General features: G+C 41.3%; 20 protein-coding genes. 15 read left to right on the top strand and 5 right to left on the bottom strand.

All coding sequences use genetic code 11. The features are described 5' to 3' along the window. Positions 1-88 precede the first annotated feature (88 nt). From moaA to modB, 8 genes are all read left to right on the top strand, one after another. Positions 89-1,192 carry a GTP 3',8-cyclase MoaA gene (gene moaA / locus AC0J5Y_RS03775; protein ID WP_475131589.1) on the top strand — a complete coding sequence of 368 codons (1,104 nt, stop codon included), beginning with the start codon at positions 89-91 and terminating at the stop codon, positions 1,190-1,192. A 52-nt stretch (positions 1,193-1,244) separates the two neighbouring features. Beyond that, positions 1,245-1,775, top strand: a complete 531-nt coding sequence (gene moaB, locus AC0J5Y_RS03770) for a molybdenum cofactor biosynthesis protein B (protein ID WP_475131588.1) — start codon at positions 1,245-1,247, stop codon at positions 1,773-1,775. Positions 1,776-1,777: 2 nt separating this feature from the next. Further along, a complete protein-coding gene (mobA, locus tag AC0J5Y_RS03765) occupies positions 1,778-2,548 on the top strand; it encodes a molybdenum cofactor guanylyltransferase (RefSeq protein WP_475131587.1) in 771 nt (256 codons plus the stop codon). Positions 2,549-2,591: 43 nt separating this feature from the next. Next, on the top strand, positions 2,592-3,098 hold the full coding sequence (gene moaC, locus AC0J5Y_RS03760; RefSeq protein WP_475131586.1) for a cyclic pyranopterin monophosphate synthase MoaC: 507 nt from the start codon (positions 2,592-2,594) through the stop codon (positions 3,096-3,098). A gap of 60 nt (positions 3,099-3,158) precedes the next feature. Beyond that, positions 3,159-3,443 (top strand): MoaD/ThiS family protein, encoded by a 285-nt coding sequence (locus tag AC0J5Y_RS03755; RefSeq protein ID WP_475131585.1) that lies wholly within the window; start codon positions 3,159-3,161, stop codon positions 3,441-3,443. Positions 3,444-3,504: 61 nt separating this feature from the next. Then, entirely contained in the window at positions 3,505-3,996 is a 492-nt protein-coding gene (locus tag AC0J5Y_RS03750) for a molybdenum cofactor biosynthesis protein MoaE (protein WP_475131584.1), read from the top strand. Then, a complete protein-coding gene (gene modA / locus AC0J5Y_RS03745; RefSeq protein WP_475131583.1) occupies positions 3,989-4,816 on the top strand; it encodes a molybdate ABC transporter substrate-binding protein in 828 nt (275 codons plus the stop codon). The genes AC0J5Y_RS03750 and modA overlap by 8 nt, the downstream gene beginning before the upstream one ends. A gap of 219 nt (positions 4,817-5,035) precedes the next feature. Continuing rightward, positions 5,036-5,737 (top strand): molybdate ABC transporter permease subunit, encoded by a 702-nt coding sequence (gene modB, locus AC0J5Y_RS03740; RefSeq protein ID WP_475131582.1) that lies wholly within the window; start codon positions 5,036-5,038, stop codon positions 5,735-5,737. 162 nt (positions 5,738-5,899) lie between these two features. Here the strand turns inward: modB and AC0J5Y_RS03735 are convergent, their stop codons facing one another. From AC0J5Y_RS03735 to AC0J5Y_RS03725, 3 genes are all read right to left on the bottom strand, one after another. Further along, the gene (locus AC0J5Y_RS03735; protein ID WP_475131581.1) at positions 5,900-6,529 is read right to left on the bottom strand and encodes a DUF5020 family protein; all 630 of its coding nucleotides are present in this window, start codon (positions 6,527-6,529) and stop codon (positions 5,900-5,902) included. Between the two features lie 726 nt (positions 6,530-7,255). Continuing rightward, positions 7,256-8,743, bottom strand: coding sequence for an ATP-binding protein (locus AC0J5Y_RS03730; protein WP_475131580.1), 1,488 nt, complete (start codon positions 8,741-8,743; stop codon positions 7,256-7,258). Position 8,744: 1 nt separating this feature from the next. Continuing rightward, on the bottom strand, positions 8,745-9,467 hold the full coding sequence (locus AC0J5Y_RS03725) for a heavy metal response regulator transcription factor (RefSeq protein ID WP_475131579.1): 723 nt from the start codon (positions 9,465-9,467) through the stop codon (positions 8,745-8,747). Positions 9,468-9,796: 329 nt separating this feature from the next. On the opposite strand from AC0J5Y_RS03725, the gene AC0J5Y_RS03720 reads away from it, so the two are divergent. From AC0J5Y_RS03720 to AC0J5Y_RS03690, 7 genes are all read left to right on the top strand, one after another. Continuing rightward, complete coding sequence (locus AC0J5Y_RS03720; protein ID WP_475131578.1) at positions 9,797-10,081, top strand: hypothetical protein; 285 nt, start codon at positions 9,797-9,799, stop codon at positions 10,079-10,081. A gap of 158 nt (positions 10,082-10,239) precedes the next feature. Further along, a complete protein-coding gene (locus AC0J5Y_RS03715) occupies positions 10,240-10,512 on the top strand; it encodes a hypothetical protein (protein WP_475131577.1) in 273 nt (90 codons plus the stop codon). 78 nt (positions 10,513-10,590) lie between these two features. After that, positions 10,591-11,184 (top strand): c-type cytochrome, encoded by a 594-nt coding sequence (locus AC0J5Y_RS03710; protein WP_475131576.1) that lies wholly within the window; start codon positions 10,591-10,593, stop codon positions 11,182-11,184. Positions 11,185-11,340: 156 nt separating this feature from the next. Then, positions 11,341-11,979, top strand: coding sequence for a DUF411 domain-containing protein (locus AC0J5Y_RS03705; RefSeq protein WP_475131575.1), 639 nt, complete (start codon positions 11,341-11,343; stop codon positions 11,977-11,979). 79 nt (positions 11,980-12,058) lie between these two features. After that, positions 12,059-13,762 (top strand): copper resistance system multicopper oxidase, encoded by a 1,704-nt coding sequence (locus AC0J5Y_RS03700; RefSeq protein WP_475131574.1) that lies wholly within the window; start codon positions 12,059-12,061, stop codon positions 13,760-13,762. Positions 13,763-13,787: 25 nt separating this feature from the next. Then, positions 13,788-14,804 carry a copper resistance protein B gene (locus AC0J5Y_RS03695; RefSeq protein ID WP_475131573.1) on the top strand — a complete coding sequence of 339 codons (1,017 nt, stop codon included), beginning with the start codon at positions 13,788-13,790 and terminating at the stop codon, positions 14,802-14,804. Between the two features lie 949 nt (positions 14,805-15,753). Then, positions 15,754-16,506: an IS5 family transposase gene (locus tag AC0J5Y_RS03690; RefSeq protein WP_475130150.1), complete on the top strand. Its 753-nt coding sequence runs from the start codon at positions 15,754-15,756 to the stop codon at positions 16,504-16,506. A 172-nt stretch (positions 16,507-16,678) separates the two neighbouring features. Here the strand turns inward: AC0J5Y_RS03690 and AC0J5Y_RS03685 are convergent, their stop codons facing one another. Both AC0J5Y_RS03685 and AC0J5Y_RS03680 read right to left on the bottom strand, forming a co-directional pair. Next, complete coding sequence (locus tag AC0J5Y_RS03685; RefSeq protein ID WP_475131571.1) at positions 16,679-17,539, bottom strand: hypothetical protein; 861 nt, start codon at positions 17,537-17,539, stop codon at positions 16,679-16,681. 83 nt (positions 17,540-17,622) lie between these two features. Beyond that, positions 17,623-17,958 carry a hypothetical protein gene (locus AC0J5Y_RS03680; RefSeq protein WP_475131570.1) on the bottom strand — a complete coding sequence of 112 codons (336 nt, stop codon included), beginning with the start codon at positions 17,956-17,958 and terminating at the stop codon, positions 17,623-17,625. Positions 17,959-17,966: the final 8 nt, after the last annotated feature.

The raw sequence follows: 17,966 nt of genomic DNA, 5'->3' as shown, positions 1-17,966 counted from the left end.
ATATTTATACCTGAATAACCTATTTCACTCACAACTTGAGGCAATGCTTAAAAGTACACACTATACTTTATATTAATGGTAATCATCTATGAACCATCTTGCCCCCATCGTAGGTAATGCTCAATTGTACTCGCCTGCCACTGCACCCGTTATTTTTGATGGTGACTCATCACCGAAAACTGCTAGTACGTCAACGTCTTTACCGACTACGCGCGCTCAACCATTAACCGATGGTTTCGCACGACGTCTCACCTATTTGCGTCTATCGATTACCGATTTCTGTAATTTTCGCTGTGTGTATTGCTTGCCCAATGGCTATCAAGGCAAACCTCAACAAGATGAGCTTAGTGTTGCTGAAATTGCTACGTTAATCCGTGGATTTGCCCAAGTCGGCACCAAAAAAGTCAGGATTACAGGCGGTGAACCTTCTATACGCCGTGATGTGGTAGACATTATTAAAACCATCAGAAATACTGAAGGCATTGAAACGGTTGCCATGACCAGTAATGGGTATAAGCTTGGTAAGCACTTGGCTAGTTGGCAGGCGGCCGGACTAAATCAGCTTAATATCAGTATGGACAGCTTTGATGCCGCTACTTTCCATAAGATGACTGGCTTTGATATGTTGCCGCAACTCTTGGCTGATATGGATACCTTGCTGGCAACCACCGATATTAAGCTTAAAATAAACAGCATTCTGATGGCAGAAACTGCCTTTGAAAACTTAATGAGTGCCATTGATTATGTCAAAGATAGAGCAGTCACTTATCGCTTTATTGAATTTATGCAGACCAGTGACAACAGCGATTTGTTTTTTGCTCAGCATGCCCAAACCGACATCATTACCAATTATCTGATAGAAGACGGCTGGCAAACTCATGAACGCGGCAGTAACGACGGTCCAGCAATTGAGTACAGTCATCCTGATTATAAAGGGCGTATCGGACTGATTGCCCCATATGCAGCCCATTTTTGTGACAGCTGTAATCGCCTACGGGTTAGCAGTGAAGGCAAGGTACACCTGTGCCTATTTGATCAAGGCAATTACGACATTCGTGAGCACTTGCAGCAAGATGATGTTGCAGGACTGATCTGTACTTTACATAGTTTTATGCCCATTAAACCTGAGCACCATCATCTTCATGACTCGAACAGTGGCATTATGAATAACTTGTCGATGATTGGTGGTTAATTTACTTATCAGCGATACTTTTCATAATAAACATATTTATCAAGGAACATTCATGAGCAAGCTGCAAGCACCTTTTATCCCACTTAATCTCGCGATCTTAACCGTTTCTGATAGTCGTACGATGGCAGAAGACAGCTCAGGACAATATCTGGTCGATCAGTTAACCGCAGCAGGGCATCAGCTTGCTGATCGTCAACTGATTACCGACGATATCTATAAGATTAGAGCCGTTGTCAGCGGCTGGATTGCGGACCCAAATGTTCATGCAGTGATTACCACTGGCGGTACGGGGTTTTATATTAGAGACAGCATTCCAGAAGCAGTCAGCGTCTTGTTTGACAAGTCAGTAGATGGTTTTGGTGAGATGTTCCGCTTAATCTCAAAAGAAGATATCGGCATGTCTACCATCCAATCTCGCGCCGTAGCTGGTATGGCAAATGGTACAGGTATTTTTTGTTTACCTGGCTCATCAGGTGCTTGCCGCACTGCTTGGGAAGGTATCTTACAAGAGCAGCTCGATAGCCGTACGCGCCCATGCAATTTTGTCCCGCACTTTATGCGTACCAACCCCGGTCACGATTAATCATGACAGATGCTGTAAATATCTTAAAAAGTGTAAATAGCTCAAGCGATATAGATCCCTTGAATCGCTTAGCAGGTATCGTCATCTTAGCAGGCGGTGCATCCAAACGTATGGGTTCGCCAAAAGCTGAGTTGATGCTACCAACCAATGAGCAATTGCTTGATTATCATGTCAGGCAAGCGCTTAAACTAAGTGCAGCCACTGCTTATAATGTGCCTATTATGATTGCAGATAATGGTCGTGGTTTTGGTATCAATCCAGATTTGATTTTGAATAACCCGCAAGTGCCCATCATCCATATCACTGATTACCTTTCGGTTAACGATTTTGCTAGTAATGACAATGAACAGATCGAAACTGGCGGCGCATTGGTCGCCATAGAGGCGGCATTACAATGTTTGACCAGCTCAATGATTATGCAATCAACCAATGCGGCAAATTCGTATGCATCTTGGCTGATGGTTATTAGCTGTGATAGCTTGATTGCTGCAACCGATTTGTGGAAAAAACTGCAGCCTTATATAATGCAAGCTGTATATAAATCGGTCATTTGTCTCACCGATGAGCATCATTTATATCCATTGTTAGGTATTTATCGCTTAAGTATTGAGCCGGATTTAAAGCATTATATTGACAATCGGCAGCGCCAAGTAATGAAATTTATTCAGCCAATGGTGCAGCCTGTAACGTTTTCAGAGGATTGGCAATCTCTTACCAATTTTAATACGCCTAAAGATTTTGAGCGTGCCTGTATTGCTTTACGTAACATATAAAAAGATTTACTGAGAGAAACTAGCCATTTAAGAGAAATGATAAATGAATATCAGCAGTCAAAAAACCATTCAAACTGCTTTGTCACATTTAGATAGTGATGGTGATATCACTATGGTCGATGTGAGTGGCAAAATAGCAACGACAAGAGAAGCACATGCTCAGGGACAAGTGATCTTCCCTGCGATAATTTATGAGCAAATCAAAGCTGCTGATGGTATGACTAAAAAAGGCAGTATCACGCAGACCGCTCATATCGCAGGTATCATGGCTGCAAAACGCACCCATGACCTGATTCCACTTTGTCACCCCTTGCCATTAGATAAGATTGGTTTAACTTTTGAATACGACGATAGCCAAAACAGCATTATTATCACTGCTATTGTCAAAGTTACACATAAAACCGGTGTAGAAATGGAAGCACTGACAGCCGTCAGCGTCGCTTGCCTAACTATCTATGATATGACCAAAGCCATCTCTCACGACATCGTCATCAATAACGTCCATTTGATGAATAAGACGGGCGGCAAATCTGACTATCAACATGCGTAAATACGCCATAGCGATATGATAGATATAAAGCTTGGCAATTAATAAATAATGGAGACTTATATGAGCGATTTAGTAGAAAGCAGTGACCATATAAATACGACGATGAATATCACCGTTTTATACTTTGCCAGCTTAGCCGATGAAGCCAACTGTCATGAAGAAAAAGTAAACGTGCCACAGTCTACGTCATTAACCGAGTTATACGAGCAACTGCACCAAAAGCATCGTTTTAGCCGTCCACAGTCAGAGCTGCGTGTGGCAGTAAACGATTACTTTGCCAAGTGGACAGATGAGATTAATCATGGCGATAGCGTGGTTTTCATTACTCCAGTAGCAGGCGGTTAATAGTATTTAGACGCTTATTTGTATCGCTAAAAATTTTAAGAATAATAAATAGAGACAATATATGGCAGATCAAGTATATGGGCAGTCGATGAGCATTAAGCGTAGCATCGACGAGGCTTATCTCATTGCTGAACGTGATGGCTTTGCGCTACTAGATTCAGACATTGATGAAAATCGACTAAAGAAAACCCTTGATGATGACAGCTGCGGCGCTTTCGTATGCTTTGAAGGTCGCGTACGTAATCACAATAATGCCAGTAGCGTCAACCGCTTGACCTACTACGGCTATGAAGAACTTGCACTCAATCAAGGACGTGCCATTATCGAAGAAGCCAAAAAGCGCTTTGAAATTACTCAGGCTATTGCCATTCATCGTATCGGGGCTTTAGAGATTGGTGATGTAGCCGTTTGGGTTGGGGTCGTTTCTGCCCATCGTTATCCTGCTTTTGATGCCTGCCGCTGGATATTAGATACGATAAAAGCGGACATTCCCGTTTGGAAGCAAGAATACTACCAAGATGACTCTTCAAAATGGCTAAGCAATAATGGGTAAGAAGATAACAGTGTCAGCAGTGTGCTTAGCCTTGATGCTAACAGCTTGTACTAAAGAAAAAGGTACTGACTTGCCAGCTGAGATCAACGATACCACTGAGCCAAGTCAAATACTCCGTATCGCTGCAGCTGCCAATTTATCGGACGTATTGCCTGAAATTATCGAGGGCTACAAAACTGATAAGGGTTTACCTAACCAAGAAATAGAAGTCACTTTTGCCTCATCAGGTAAGCTTTATTCTCAAATTATCTCAGGTGCACCATATGATATCTTTTTAGCAGCCAACCAAGATTTCCCCGCGCAGCTGCTAAATGAGGTTTTTAAAGGTGATGGAAATCATACGCCTTTTACTTATACCCAAGGGCAACTGTCCATTTATAGTGCCACCAAAGCTGTCGGTGTATACGCTCAAAACACATTGACTGAGCTACTTAATAGCAATGATAAGAGCAAAATCACCATTGCCAATCCTGAGCTTGCGCCTTATGGTGCATCTGCAAAATCTTATCTACAAACGCAAAATCTATATGACGCGCTAATAGCACAAAAACGTCTTATCCAAGCGGAAAATATCGGTCAAGCGTTCCAATATGCCCATACTGGTAGTGTCGACTATGGCGTTGTTGCGCACTCACAAGTCATAGCAATGAAAGCAACACCTGAGCATTTTTACCTCTTACCACCAACATCTTATCCTGCTATCTTACAAGACGGCATACTCATTACTAATGAAGCAAATGCGGCAGATTTCACGGATTATCTACGTTCTCCTACAGGACAAGCTTACTTCTCTAGAGCTGGTTTTTTAGCAGTTCGGTAATCTGTTTATAGCCGCTATGAATAAAAAGCCATCTTAGCCTTTTTATACTGTCTTTTATCAGTGAGCACGCTTATCATAAGGTTTTAAATATCATTATAAATGTGTTTCCTTATCATGATTTTTGAAAAAAGGATGTGATAAGTGGTACTTTTTAGTTGATGCTCTATATAACATGCTACAAGTGCGCTATTAGATAAAAGGTAAATAAACAGTAACGTTATGATGTCTCCTGCTCTTATCTCAGATATGCTGCTTCCTGTGTGGGTAAGCCTCAAGCTTGCTGGTGTCACTACCTTATGCTTGCTGGTGTTCGCAACTCCATTAGCCTATTGGCTGGCAAAGCCGAGTCGTGGTCGGATTATTGGGCGCATCAAAATTATGCTTCTGGGCGTGATTGCCATGCCGCTGGTCTTGCCGCCTACAGTGATTGGTTTTTATTTATTATTATTACTGAGCCCCAATTTTGGTATTGGTAAGTGGCTGTTGCAATACGATATTAGCGCCTTTGTCTTTACCTTTGAAGGACTGGTCATTGGCTCCATTATTTACTCGTTGCCTTTTTTTGTTCAGCCTGTCTACGCGCAATTTTTACGCATCCCAACCAGTGTCATGGAGGTTGCAAGCTTACTGGAACCTAGCCGTTTCAGACGCTTTATACGGGTAGCATTACCGCAAGCTCGTATCGGTATCATCCTTGGCAGCTTAATCAGCTTTGCGCATACCATTGGCGAGTTTGGCGTGGTCTTGATGATTGGTGGCAGTATTTCGGGTGAAACCAAAGTGGTCTCCATTGCTATCTATGAGCAAGTAGAAGCATTGAATTACGAGGCAGCACACATGATGTCTGCTATTCTTATCATAATGGGTATGATCATGGTGGCGCTGATTGCAAATGTTAGTCGACTCTATCAGCGCCCATAAGTGTATGAGTCAAATTTAAAATTTGGGCGGTTTTTTAGCACCTTTATTTTCTTCTTAAGCCTATCTGACTTTCGATTTTTTGGCATACACAAAAAAAACCTCATCCAATCGATAAAGTTAGCATGAGGGCTTTTTTAGTCATATTTAAAAATTAATGACTGTTTAAAAATGGAACTTCACTAAAGCGCTCGCGGCATTCTGCATTTTGTCACTGCCAAATTTATTCTTCCAGTAGCTATATTCCATACCGACTTCTAAGCGGTTATCAATACCCAACACGTCTTGTAAGTTGTATTTTAATTGCGGATTGATATGGATATTATCTTTCACAGAATCATCTTCGCTGTTAAATGCATAGTCAACATAACCATCTATGACAAAGTTATTCTTCTCCCAGCCATAGGTTAAGGTAATCTGTTGATCATCAGCATTGTCCTTATTGACTTGTTTGATAAAGTTGTTTTCAAACTTTGCCAGCTTAAGCTTGGGCGCAAGTTCACCATAAGTTTCCTTAAACTCTTTACCTACCGCATTTTCTTTACCTTGATGGCGATCGACGAAGAAAAATACACCACCCCATGTATGGGTCGAGGCATGCTCTAAAGTAACGGTGGTTAAGGTTTCTTGAGGCACTAGCTCATAATCAGTACCGTAAAGCGCCGAGATACTGGTATCAGTGAAGAGCACTTTTGCTTGAGCGCTGCTTATAGCGCCTAAAGCAGCAATGGCAACAAGCGCATAGGTCAGCTTATTAGTGATTAAGGATCGACTTATAGATGAATGATCACGCACAGTAGTATTCCTTTATTTACAGTCGTTGGTGCCTAGCAAAATTGCCATCATGGTCATCATGGTTATCATGGCTATAAACGGGGTTTAACTTCCTGTTAAAACGCACCCGTGCTGCTAGAGGGAAAAAGGCTATTAGATTTTAATAAAAATAAAACGTTATCAAAACAAGCATCAATGCTGCTGAAACTACAAAAATTTTCTTAATAACTTATTTCAAGAAGCCTTATTTCGGCAGTAATCATTAACACTTTGAAACAGTTAAGCATGTTTTATATGGGCTGACAACTGCATTTTAGCGCCAAGTATCAGTAAAAAATGTACTCTAAGTTATTGATATCCTCTAAGTTTATGATTTTATTAAAATAACTGACTAAATGGTCAGGAATATTAGTTTTGTAAAGGACGAAGAAATCTTGTTATAGTTAAAATATCTCAAAAACGCTACAGTGCTGCTGGTATAAATTTTTTGCAGCCTCTGTCTGCGTAGGCACAGCAAGCAAGAAAAATTAATATCAGCAGTACTTGATGTATCGATATTACTTTTCCCTGACTATACTGTGGTAAGTGATCTGCTGCTGAAATACTTGAAGAATTTTCAAACAGAAAAAAAGCCTCAATCATGTAAATAATTGAGACGAAATTTGCTTAAACAGTAACCTCTAAATACAGTCTTAATTATTTGGCTACATGGGACGAGAAGCTCGAATTTTCTTATTTGATACTTATTTATCTAGCAATCATCAACTCAACCTTGACTTGAAAGTAAGACTCATCTTTTATAGTAATACTGACTTTGCCATTATGGGCATTGGCGATAGCTTGCACGATAGATAAGCCTAAGCCTGTTCCCGAATGCATCGTATTCGTTTTATCATGACGGTAAAAGCGCTCAAACAGCTTATCAGCCTCTACTTGAGACAATGGTTGATCCAATCGATTGGTGATTACTACCTTAAAAGATGCAGGATTCAATATAGATGACCTCATGTCTTGCTTATCATTCGTGACAGTATGAGGCACAGTCGGAATCTCAATACTAGAGGCTTCAATAATGATCACACTGTCACTAGCAGCATAATAAATAGCATTTGACATGAGATTGGCGAACAGTCTTTGTAATAAACCTTCATCTCCTAGCACAGCATGGAAGTTGCCCGTCTTTTCAAAAGAGATATTTCGATCTTCTGCGATTAGCTCATAGTAATCAATAAGCTTAATGAACATTGACTCAGTATCAACCCGATTGAGCTGTGAATCAGACAGCCCTTTTTGTGTCTTTGCCAGTAGCAGCATATTATTAATCAACGTAGATAACTGCTCAAGGGTGTCATGCTGATGATGCAGTTGCTCAACATATTCATGGCTTACTCTAGGCTTACTTAACATCACTTGGGTTTGAGTGCCAAGCGTCGCCAGCGGAGTACGTAGCTCATGGGCAATATTATCTGAAAAGCGTGATAACGATTCAAAGTTATTTTCCAGCTTCTCCATCATTAAGTTATAAGACTCAGCCAATGGTCGTAGCTCTAAGGGCATATTACCGACTACCACTCTTTCATGTAGCTGTTCAGGATTAATACCCTTCATCTTTTGGACGATAGTAGCAAGTGGCGCAAATCCCCAATAGACACTTAATGCGGCAATTGACACCAGTACTAGTGTGATCGCGATCAGTATCAAGCTCAGCTGGCGATTAAAATGTATGAGATACTGATGATGAACATCGATAGGCAGCGCAATCAGCGCCAAAGCCTCATGGTTTGCAATGACCATCGCTCGATAATGTCTACTATTAATCTTAATCATAAACTGCTGATCGCGATAGTCCTGCCGTAGTTGTAACAAGCTAAAGTCGATCGGTAAATCATGAATGAAATTACTGGGATCGCTGGACAATAATTTGCCATTTTTGTCTGATATTAGCGTTTTTAAATCGTAATCTAGCCAAGAAGAATGTAGGTGATTGTCATCAATGAGTGATCGGGACTTTGAAGCTGTTAATGGCTCTACTTCTTCGCCCAAGGCAACCATACGTTTGCGCAGATTAAACGCGGCATGGGTAATAATCTCTGAGTCCATTTGCTCAAAGTGCTCGTTAACAGAGCGCTGAACCCATATATAAATAATGACTTGAGAGATGACAACAAATATGGTCAGTAAAAAAACAGTGCGCCATAAGAGCGGCCAACGTCGATTCTTAAGTTTATATCTCATTTTATTTTAGATCATCTTTGTTAATACCATCGTCGCCCACGCCGACATCCAGCGGCTCTAACCTGTAGCCCATACCACGTACCGTATGAATCAGCTTGGTATCAAAACCATCGTCGATTTTGATTCGTAGACGTCTGATAGCTACGTCAATGACATTGGTATCGCTGTCAAAATTTATATCCCATACTTGCGAGGCAATCACAGTACGTGGCAGTACTTCACCTTGACGTTCTAGGAACAGCTGTAATAAAGCAAACTCTTTGGCAGTCAGTTTGATAAGGGTGTCGCCTCTATATACAGTGCGTTTGGCAATATCCATTTTTAGATCAGCGGTATGGATGACTGTGCTTTTGTAATCTGACTGGTTGGCACGGCGTAACAGGCTTTTTATTCTAACAATCAGCTCAGCAAAAGCAAAAGGCTTGGTCAGATAATCATCGCCACCAATTTCAATGCCTTTGATCCGATCACTTAAATCATCTTTAGCCGTTAAAAATAAAACAGGCGTATGCTTTCCAGCAGCACGGTAGCGCTGTACCAGCTCAAAGCCACTGACATCAGGTAACATCACATCCATCAGCACCACACTAAATTCTTCAGTCATTAGCGCATGATAGCCATCTAGACCAGTCATATAATGATCCACGATGAAGCCGGCTTCAGTTAAGCCTTTCTTAATATATTCTCCAAGTTTTTGCTCATCTTCTACTAACAGTACTTTCATCGTCGCCTACCTTCATATCATTATAGTTGTCAACAGCGTATCACTAACGTTGTTAGATTATCATCTATATATTTATCAAAAGTCCTTGTTCTAACGGCGCTCTATGGATAAAAGCAGATAATGACATTTGGTTCTAATGACAAGCAGATGACAGTATTGTTTTGTTTATAACAAAAATGTCATGTCCGTGTCATCTAGCTGTCAGCCACTATTTAGTATTCTAAATCAACGCCACATAGAAGCTTGTTTCAGATATAGGAGGCTTCTATGAGTTAGGCGATTATCTTACTTAAATGATTTATCAATTAATGATCTTCAAAGGGTTTTAAATGAAAAAAAATAGTACATCAAAAAAAGCAGCTTTACTTTCAGTATCAATGTTAGTTGGTATGTCAGCGGCCAATGCTCAAACCACGAACTTAGATGCTTCTATTCTTAGTAATTGTGATGCGCTTACTAGTTTTGCAAAGAACGCAGATCATAACGATGCACAAATTTCTAGCGCGCAAATGAAAGGTTATATCGATGCGAGAGTCGCGTGTCAGGTTCAGCATCAGGATCAACACTTGCAATCTGCAAAATATTTTGTGAAAAATTATAATAGCGAGAAGTAATACTAAAAGATTACTTGGGATATTGAAATCCCAATATGTGAAGATGACAATATTGTAATCTTAATGTCATGTGCCAGTCAGAATGAGTACTGTATCATTGATGATGGTCTAACTCCTCTACCCTCAATAGCTCTTAATCCAATCAATAGGAATTCATTATGTCGCAATTTAAAGCACTGACTAAATCAATCGCCATTACTGCCATCGCTCTTGTTGTATCAACCTCAGCTCTAGCGCATGACCCTAAAATGCATGCTGAAAAAGATCAAATGAACTGTGAAAAGATGCAAAAGCACATGCAAATGATGCAAAAAATGGATCATAGCAAGATGGACATGAATGACCCTGCTATGAAAGCCATGATGGCCAATATGAGCAAAATGAAGCAAATGTACCAAAAACATTGTGTGACTACTGACAGTAAATCTTAAAAATTTCAGCTCTGTTAACTCACAGCTCTTCTCTAATAGTAGAGAGAAATTAACGGAAATAAGTTTTTAGGAAAATACATGAAGTTCTTGTTGGGTGTGCTCTTTACTTTATTTGTGGCAATCGTTGGGATGTTTGCGGTTGTTAGCAGTGGTATTGTCAACGTGGGTGCAGACCAAGAGCATAGCCCAATGATGTATAGCTTTTTAGAAACTGCGCGCAATCGTTCTATACAAACTGCCAGTAAAAATATTGTAGTACCAGACTTAGAGAAGGTTGACATGATCAGCTCTGGTGGCTCGGACTACAAAGATATGTGTGCAGGCTGTCACTTGTCTCCGGGAGTGGCTCAAACTGATTTTAGCGAAAGCTTATATCCAAAGCCGCCCAACTTTACCAAGGCTGATATCGTCAAACGTTATCAAACTGAGGACGGTGCAAAGCAAAGCTTTTGGGTCATCAAACATGGCATTATGGCATCGGGAATGCCTGCATGGGGCGCCTCCCATGATGACGATAGAATGTGGGCAATGGTCGCTTTTATCAGATCGCTACCTGAATTAGATGAAGCTCAGTACACGATGCTAACCACTCGGATAGATGGCGATATGATAGACATGTCATTTGATGGCAATATGAATATGTCAGATGAGGGATCTGGAATGCAGCATTAACCCTGTCTATATATAGAAGCATCTTCACTAAACGCTATTGTTATTAATAATGCAGTACTGAACGGTGCTGCATTTAACGTTTTTAGTTAAGACTATAAATATAAGGTCCAGTTTTTAGAGTATCGAGCATAATAATAGACACTTAAAGGTGATTTGATGAGACATTACATACACGGGTTTTCTAATGGACATCACGGGTTATCCGGTCGTGTCCTTTTATTGATTGCGGTATCAGCACTACCCTTTACACTAGCCGCTTGTAACCAATCTACTACCAGTGTCTCTGATTCTCAACCAGTAAAGGTTGAACAGTCTGCTACCCAGAATGCACGAGTACAAAACGAAAGTTCGGCTCCAGCAGATGCCCCTGCAATCGACCCGTCATCATTACTCAAAAACGTCTCAGCGGCCGTCTATAAAGATGCCAACTGTGGCTGCTGCAAAGAATGGGTAAGCTATGCAGAAGATAATGGATTAAGCGCAACCGCACACGATGTTGAAGACCTGTCTTTATTCAAAGAACGCTATAGCCTACCGCAGCAGATGCGTTCTTGTCATACCACCGTTACTACCGACGGCTTTGTTTTTGAAGGTCATGTCCCTGCTAAATACATGGCTCAGTTCTTAGAAAATCCTCCTGCACAAGCCATTGGACTTGCCGTACCTAGTATGCCAGTTGGCAGCCCCGGTATGGAATATCAAGATAAATTCATGCCTTATAAAGTAATGCAACTTAACAAAGACGGCACCACAGAAGTTTATGCTGCTATTGATTCTCCTCAGCAGCAACTGTGATTAAATTATTCGTTAAATATAAAAAATATTACAGCCACAAGCTTAACCACCATCTCGCAAATTAAATTAGGTCATCATTATGAATAAGAACATACTGAACCGCAGGCGTTTTTTAACCGGATCCTCCGCTGTCCTTGGTGCTTCCTTGATACCGACCATGGCCAGTAGTGCATTGGGACACTCAAGTCGCTCGGGCAGTCAGAGTGCTACTATCAATAGTGACCAAAACACTCATAAAGTGCCTATATTGACCGGTAAAGAGTTTGATTTATACGTCAGTAAACAATCTGCTATTGTGAACGGTAAAAAGAGCATGGCGACGCTCATCAATAATTCACTGCCAGCTCCAACGCTAAAGATGCGTGAAGGCGATACGGTGGTGATACGTGTTCATAATCAAATGGATGAATCAACCTCTATTCATTGGCATGGATTGTTGGTGCCGTTTGAGATGGATGGAGTGCCGGGCATTAGCTTTGACGGCATTCCTGCGCACAGCACTTTTACGTACAAATTCGAATTAAAACAATCAGGCACCTACTGGTATCACTCACACAGTGGGTTCCAAGAACAAACTGGCATGCTGGGTGCCATGGTGATTGAACCCAAAGGTCGCGAGCGTCATCCTATCGAAGAAGACCACGTGATCGTGCTCAGTGATTGGACCAGTCGCAACCCGCATAATCTACTGAAGCTGCTCAAACAACGCGCAGATTTTGACAACTATCATCTGCCAGACTTCAAGAAGCTGTTGTCTGATATTGCCGAAACGGATATGAAAACTGCGTTTGATAAACGCAAAATGTGGAATCAGATGCGCATGATGCCAACCGATTTTACTGACTTGTCGGGTGAAAACACTTTTACCTATCTTATCAATGGAAAAACCACGGCAGCTAATTGGGCACAAATCGTTAAAGCAGGACAGCGCGTTAAATTACGCTTTATCAATGCCTCAGCCCAAACCATTTTTGATGTGCGCATACCCGGTCTCAAAATGACTGTAGTGGCAACCGATGGTATCGATGTCGCACCAGTTGCGATTGATGATTTTCGTATTGGTGTGGCTGAGACTTATGATGTCATCGTTACCCCGACCAAAGATGCCCATACCATATTTGCCCAAAATATAGACCGTTCAGGCTATGTCGCTGCGACGCTTGCAACTAAAGAAGGCGCTCGTGCCCCAACGCCTGCCATGGACAAAGTTGAATGGCTCACAATGGCAGATATGATGGGCGCTATGGGTGCTGATGGTTATAAAGCTAAGCATGCCAAAACTGAGTATGACTTCAAATCTGACATGCGTGTGGACAGTCCACGTATGAACCTTGATGATCCCGGTATCAACTTACGCAATATTAATAGAGAGGTATTGAATTATAGTCAGCTACGCTCTGTCGATGAAGCCATATTTGCGGAGCAGCGCAAACCTACCCGAGAGATAGAACTACATTTAACCGGTAATATGGAGCGCTATATCTGGGCGTTTGATGGGGTCAAATTTAGTGACGCGACACCAGTGAATATTAAGCCGAGTGAGCGAGTACGTATTACCTTGGTTAATGACACAATGATGAATCATCCGATGCATCTACATGGGATGTGGAGCGATTTGCGCATGCCTAACGGTGAGTTTCAGGTGCGCAAGCATACTATTATGGTGCAGCCAGCACAAAAGATCAGCTTCGATGTCACAGGAGAAGCTGGTCGATGGGCATGGCATTGTCATCTGCTCTATCACATGGAAGCCGGTATGTTTAGAGAAGTGGCCGTCGTTTAATAAACCTTCAAATATGAGCCTTATTATGAAAATTTATAAAGTAAGTCTACCGTTTATGGGCATGTCATCTTTGATGTTATTAACGTTACCTTTAGCAAATGCTGCTGAGATGCCCATCATGGATCATAGCAGCATGGATATGTCTGGCATGGATCATAGTAGTATGGATATGTCGGATATGGATCATAGCGGCATGGATATGTCGGGCGACATGTCGAATATGGATCATAGTAGCATGGATATGTCAGGCGACATGTCGGATATGGATCACAGCAGTATGGATATGTCAGGTATGGATCACAGCACTATGGACATGTCAGGTATGCAGGGAGGCCAAGCACCAGCTGATGCTCGCAGTCCTGACTACTCAAACGGCGTTCCCTATGGACGTTATGGTAAGCCTATGATGATGGGTGATATGCCATTGTGGGGTGTTTCTGTAGATGATTTAGGTTATCAGTTTGATGACGATCAGATTAATTATGAATTGGGTGCTTGGTATGGCGTAGATGAGCGTCGCCTAGCTTTACGCAGCGAAGGCAGTATTCAGACCAAGGGTGATAAAGAAATTGATAGCCTGACCTCGTTGTCTTATTGGAAGCCACTAAGTATCTTCTGGAATGGTTTGGCAGGGGTAGCCTACGATACCGAGAATGATAAGCCTGCCATTATGGCGGGTATTGAGGGAACAGCACCTTATTTTATTGAAACCGATGCAATGGCTTATCTGTACTCTGATGGACAAGTCCGATTGGACATTGGCGCAGAATACGAGTGGCGTTTGAATCAGCATTGGGTTGTGATACCAGAAGTAGAATTAACGGTATTTAGCAAAGAGGATAGCGACAACCATATCACCAAAGGCTTTAACGAGATGGAGGCTGAAGTGAGGCTGACTTATGAGACATTCAGTCGTCAACTGACGCCCTATGTCGGTGTGAGCTATGAGACAGCGCTTGGCAGTGCGCGTGGTCAGCGTCGTCAACATAATGAATCGGTTGATAGCAGTAGTTTGACTGCGGGGGTTAAATTCTGGTTCTAATATTATTAATATAATAGGAGATATACTATAAATGCTTCAGATCAAAGCAACATGAATCATAAATAGGCTATGAACCCTTATGTCAAATTTACAATTCACAGATCGCGACGCCTACGGTTGTGATGTACATCATGATGTATTTCAATACTTATGAATAAAGTCATGTTTACTTTAGTGAAATCCGAGCTTATATGGCGCTCTACATAGGTGCCGGTATGGCCGTCATTATGCTGGCCTTTATGGGTAATGTGTATAAAGAACCAAAGTTAATTTGATGGTTTATGGGCTAAGTATGCTAATGTTTGTCGTTGGGATATGGGGCGTGTGCTCTCAAGCAACGGTTAATCAAGTCGATTGGATGCAAGCGCTGATCGAAGAGCTGGAATATACACTGATGTATATAAATATTTAATAGCTTTTTCAAGAAAAGTGACAAAATATAAAATGGCAATTTCATAAAAATAAAGGGCTTAAGAGGAAATCTAGACACAAAAAACCTCAAGTAAAGTAATACTTGAGGTTGAAACTTTTGTATTAAAACTAAGTTTTAAATATGGCGCAGCGGACGGGACTCGAACCCGCGACCCCCGGCGTGACAGGCTAGACCCACCAGATTTCGTTAAAGTATATTAGAGTATCTTAATCTATAAATCCTTGTATGAAAAGGCATACAGAGAAATAACCCTAATGACGTTTAGCATAATTTAAAGTTATTTATCAAGTCAGATATAATAATCTTGGTCAATAAAAATGTATAATAATTATACTTTGACATGAAAAAACAGGTATATATTTTATACATTAGGGCGTGTTGAACATTGGATAGAAATTGATGGCAAAAAAAATAGCGAACGGTTAGGGCGTGTTGAACATTGGATAGAAATTGATGGCAAAAAAAATAGCGAACGGTTAATCTTTAAGTTCTGACACAAAAAAGATATCGTTCGCTATGCCTCGCACTATGCTCAAAGATGAACACTGGACAAGACTGAAACCTATCTTACTAGAACTTAAGATCTATGACAAAGAAAATCTTAGAAATACAGTTGAAGGCGTGCTTTATCGTATGCGTGTTGGCTGTCCTTGGCGGGATCTGCCAGCTTACTTTGGCAAGCCTAATACAATATACAAAGCTTACCAGCGCTGGTTTAAGAGTAATAAGCTGATTGCGCTGTTTGCTTTATTAATCAAAGACGCTGACTGTGAATGGGTATTTATTGATGGTACTCATATCAAAGCGCATCAGCACAGTAGTGGTGGTAATGAGAACACCCAAGCCATTAGTAAAAGTGTGGCAGGACGCGCGACCAAGATTCACTTAGCCGTTGATGCTCATGGCAATCCACTGACCTTTATTTTATCAGATGGTACCACCCATGATGTTAAGGTCGCACCTGATTTAATAGACAAGATAGATTTAAGCGATACAGAGGTTTTATGTGCCGATAAAGGCTATGATTCTGATGCACTACGAGCCCATATTGAACAAGCAGGGACGCATGATAACATCCCTAGAAGATCAAACACGAAGTCCTCTAATGATCATATGGACTGGGACTTGTATAAAGTACGCCACTTAGTAGAAAATGCCTTTGCTAAGCTAAAGCAGTATAGGGCGGTTGCCACTAGATTTGATAAGCTCAAGCAGAGTTATGAGAATACGGTGGCGCTCGCTTGTGCTTATATTTGGCTCAAATTATGAATGTTCAACACGCCCTAAACTTAGATATATTTTTCTAGAAAAGGTGTAAACCTACATCCGTACTCCTCCGAAAGCTGTATTTTACTGCTCTATTGTTAACGAAGGGCGACCGATTACTGAACTAGACATGGTTTGATTTACTGTTAAGCGGTGTGATAAAAATCTCCCAAGTTTAGTTGTACGGTTTCTTCAGCATAGCTAAAAGTGCTTTAGCTAGTTTGGCTTGTATATCGTTAAGCGTTGGCGCAGCGGCAGCAACGTCACCTGTGGTTAACGCCCCCTCAACACTGCCTGTGCCTAATACACCAAGCGCCGTGTGAGCCGCTACTCGGTAGATGCCGCCTTCATCCCATTTAGCAATCGCAGCTAACTTTTCATTAACACTCAAACTAGGGTCTGCTTTAATAGTATTAATACGATTTTGGGAGAATTCAGCCACTGCTTTAGGCGCTTCTTTACCAAACTCTTTAGTAATCTGCGTCTGCGCCCCCAGCTCCTCATTCACTCGCTCTGCATCAAACACATTGTCAAGCTTACCCGCGTACTCAGCTTGGTTGTCAGTAGTAATACCACTGTTACCCGCAATGCCCGTAATACCTGCACGGGTAGTGCTGCTATCACTGTCACTATCCGTGCCGTAGCTAAGTCCATTCATGGTGGCTTGTGGTTTACCAGTTGTTTTACCAGCACTTAGACCGATAGAGATAGTATCGCCGTCATAGCTTGTGGTGTTCTCAATGTCTTGGGTGACGATACCGCCTTTGCTGACATAGTTGTTACGTCCTGCTTTTAAGGCTTCCTCGGTGGTAGTAATCGCCCCGCCTATCAAGGTAGTCTTACCGCCAACTTCTAGATCAAAGCCGCCGTCTCCTGTAAAGAGCCCTGATTGCTCGCCGACTGCTTTGTAGTCTGCATTGAGATTGGTTCTGCCACCATTGACGGATAGACTTGAGCCTGCGCCTTTTAGGTCAATGTCAGCAGTGAAGCCGAGGTTCTTCTGTTTGCTGTCATAGCCTTTTGAGTTGAGGTACAAAAAAAGCTACGATAAATTTTATATCGTAGCTTTTATTTAAGTCTATCACTTTATAATTTCATTTTTGAAAATATGTGTTTATTTTACCTATTTGAAAACAAATCATCTAAACGTTTCGCGGCTTCATCATATTCATCGCCTGGATCTAAAAACGCTGTTTTAAATGAGTAATAGTCCGCTAGAAATTCAAATGAATCTCCACCTAAAGATTTTGCTTTTTCCATAAGCTTGATTCTTGAATCGAAAGGAATAAGCCATTCATCATCTTGTAGTAAACATTTAACCAGTATATCAACGTCAGAACATTCATCCAATGCTTGGTCAAAACTATTAAAAACAGCATTCCAAGCATTGATATCTGAATCTGAATCTGCTTTGGACATACTTATAATCTCTTCAGTAATATCATTAATATTCATTTTTATTC

Source organism: Psychrobacter sp. TS_SC_6, assembly GCF_056156305.1.
Note: the sequence above shows the minus strand (reverse complement) of the source record. Positions and strands in the feature narration are given on the sequence as shown.

Coding starts and splice junctions, on each gene's coding strand:
- moaA (WP_475131589.1), top strand. CDS start 89: ATGAACCATCTTGCCCCCATCGTAGGTAATGCTCAATTGTACTCGCCT.
- moaB (WP_475131588.1), top strand. CDS start 1,245: ATGAGCAAGCTGCAAGCACCTTTTATCCCACTTAATCTCGCGATCTTA.
- mobA (WP_475131587.1), top strand. CDS start 1,778: ATGACAGATGCTGTAAATATCTTAAAAAGTGTAAATAGCTCAAGCGAT.
- moaC (WP_475131586.1), top strand. CDS start 2,592: ATGAATATCAGCAGTCAAAAAACCATTCAAACTGCTTTGTCACATTTA.
- AC0J5Y_RS03755 (WP_475131585.1), top strand. CDS start 3,159: ATGAGCGATTTAGTAGAAAGCAGTGACCATATAAATACGACGATGAAT.
- AC0J5Y_RS03750 (WP_475131584.1), top strand. CDS start 3,505: ATGGCAGATCAAGTATATGGGCAGTCGATGAGCATTAAGCGTAGCATC.
- modA (WP_475131583.1), top strand. CDS start 3,989: ATGGGTAAGAAGATAACAGTGTCAGCAGTGTGCTTAGCCTTGATGCTA.
- modB (WP_475131582.1), top strand. CDS start 5,036: ATGATGTCTCCTGCTCTTATCTCAGATATGCTGCTTCCTGTGTGGGTA.
- AC0J5Y_RS03730 (WP_475131580.1), bottom strand. CDS start 8,743: ATGAGATATAAACTTAAGAATCGACGTTGGCCGCTCTTATGGCGCACT.
- AC0J5Y_RS03725 (WP_475131579.1), bottom strand. CDS start 9,467: ATGAAAGTACTGTTAGTAGAAGATGAGCAAAAACTTGGAGAATATATT.
- AC0J5Y_RS03720 (WP_475131578.1), top strand. CDS start 9,797: ATGAAAAAAAATAGTACATCAAAAAAAGCAGCTTTACTTTCAGTATCA.
- AC0J5Y_RS03715 (WP_475131577.1), top strand. CDS start 10,240: ATGTCGCAATTTAAAGCACTGACTAAATCAATCGCCATTACTGCCATC.
- AC0J5Y_RS03710 (WP_475131576.1), top strand. CDS start 10,591: ATGAAGTTCTTGTTGGGTGTGCTCTTTACTTTATTTGTGGCAATCGTT.
- AC0J5Y_RS03705 (WP_475131575.1), top strand. CDS start 11,341: ATGAGACATTACATACACGGGTTTTCTAATGGACATCACGGGTTATCC.
- AC0J5Y_RS03700 (WP_475131574.1), top strand. CDS start 12,059: ATGAATAAGAACATACTGAACCGCAGGCGTTTTTTAACCGGATCCTCC.
- AC0J5Y_RS03695 (WP_475131573.1), top strand. CDS start 13,788: ATGAAAATTTATAAAGTAAGTCTACCGTTTATGGGCATGTCATCTTTG.
- AC0J5Y_RS03690 (WP_475130150.1), top strand. CDS start 15,754: ATGCCTCGCACTATGCTCAAAGATGAACACTGGACAAGACTGAAACCT.
- AC0J5Y_RS03680 (WP_475131570.1), bottom strand. CDS start 17,958: ATGAATATTAATGATATTACTGAAGAGATTATAAGTATGTCCAAAGCA.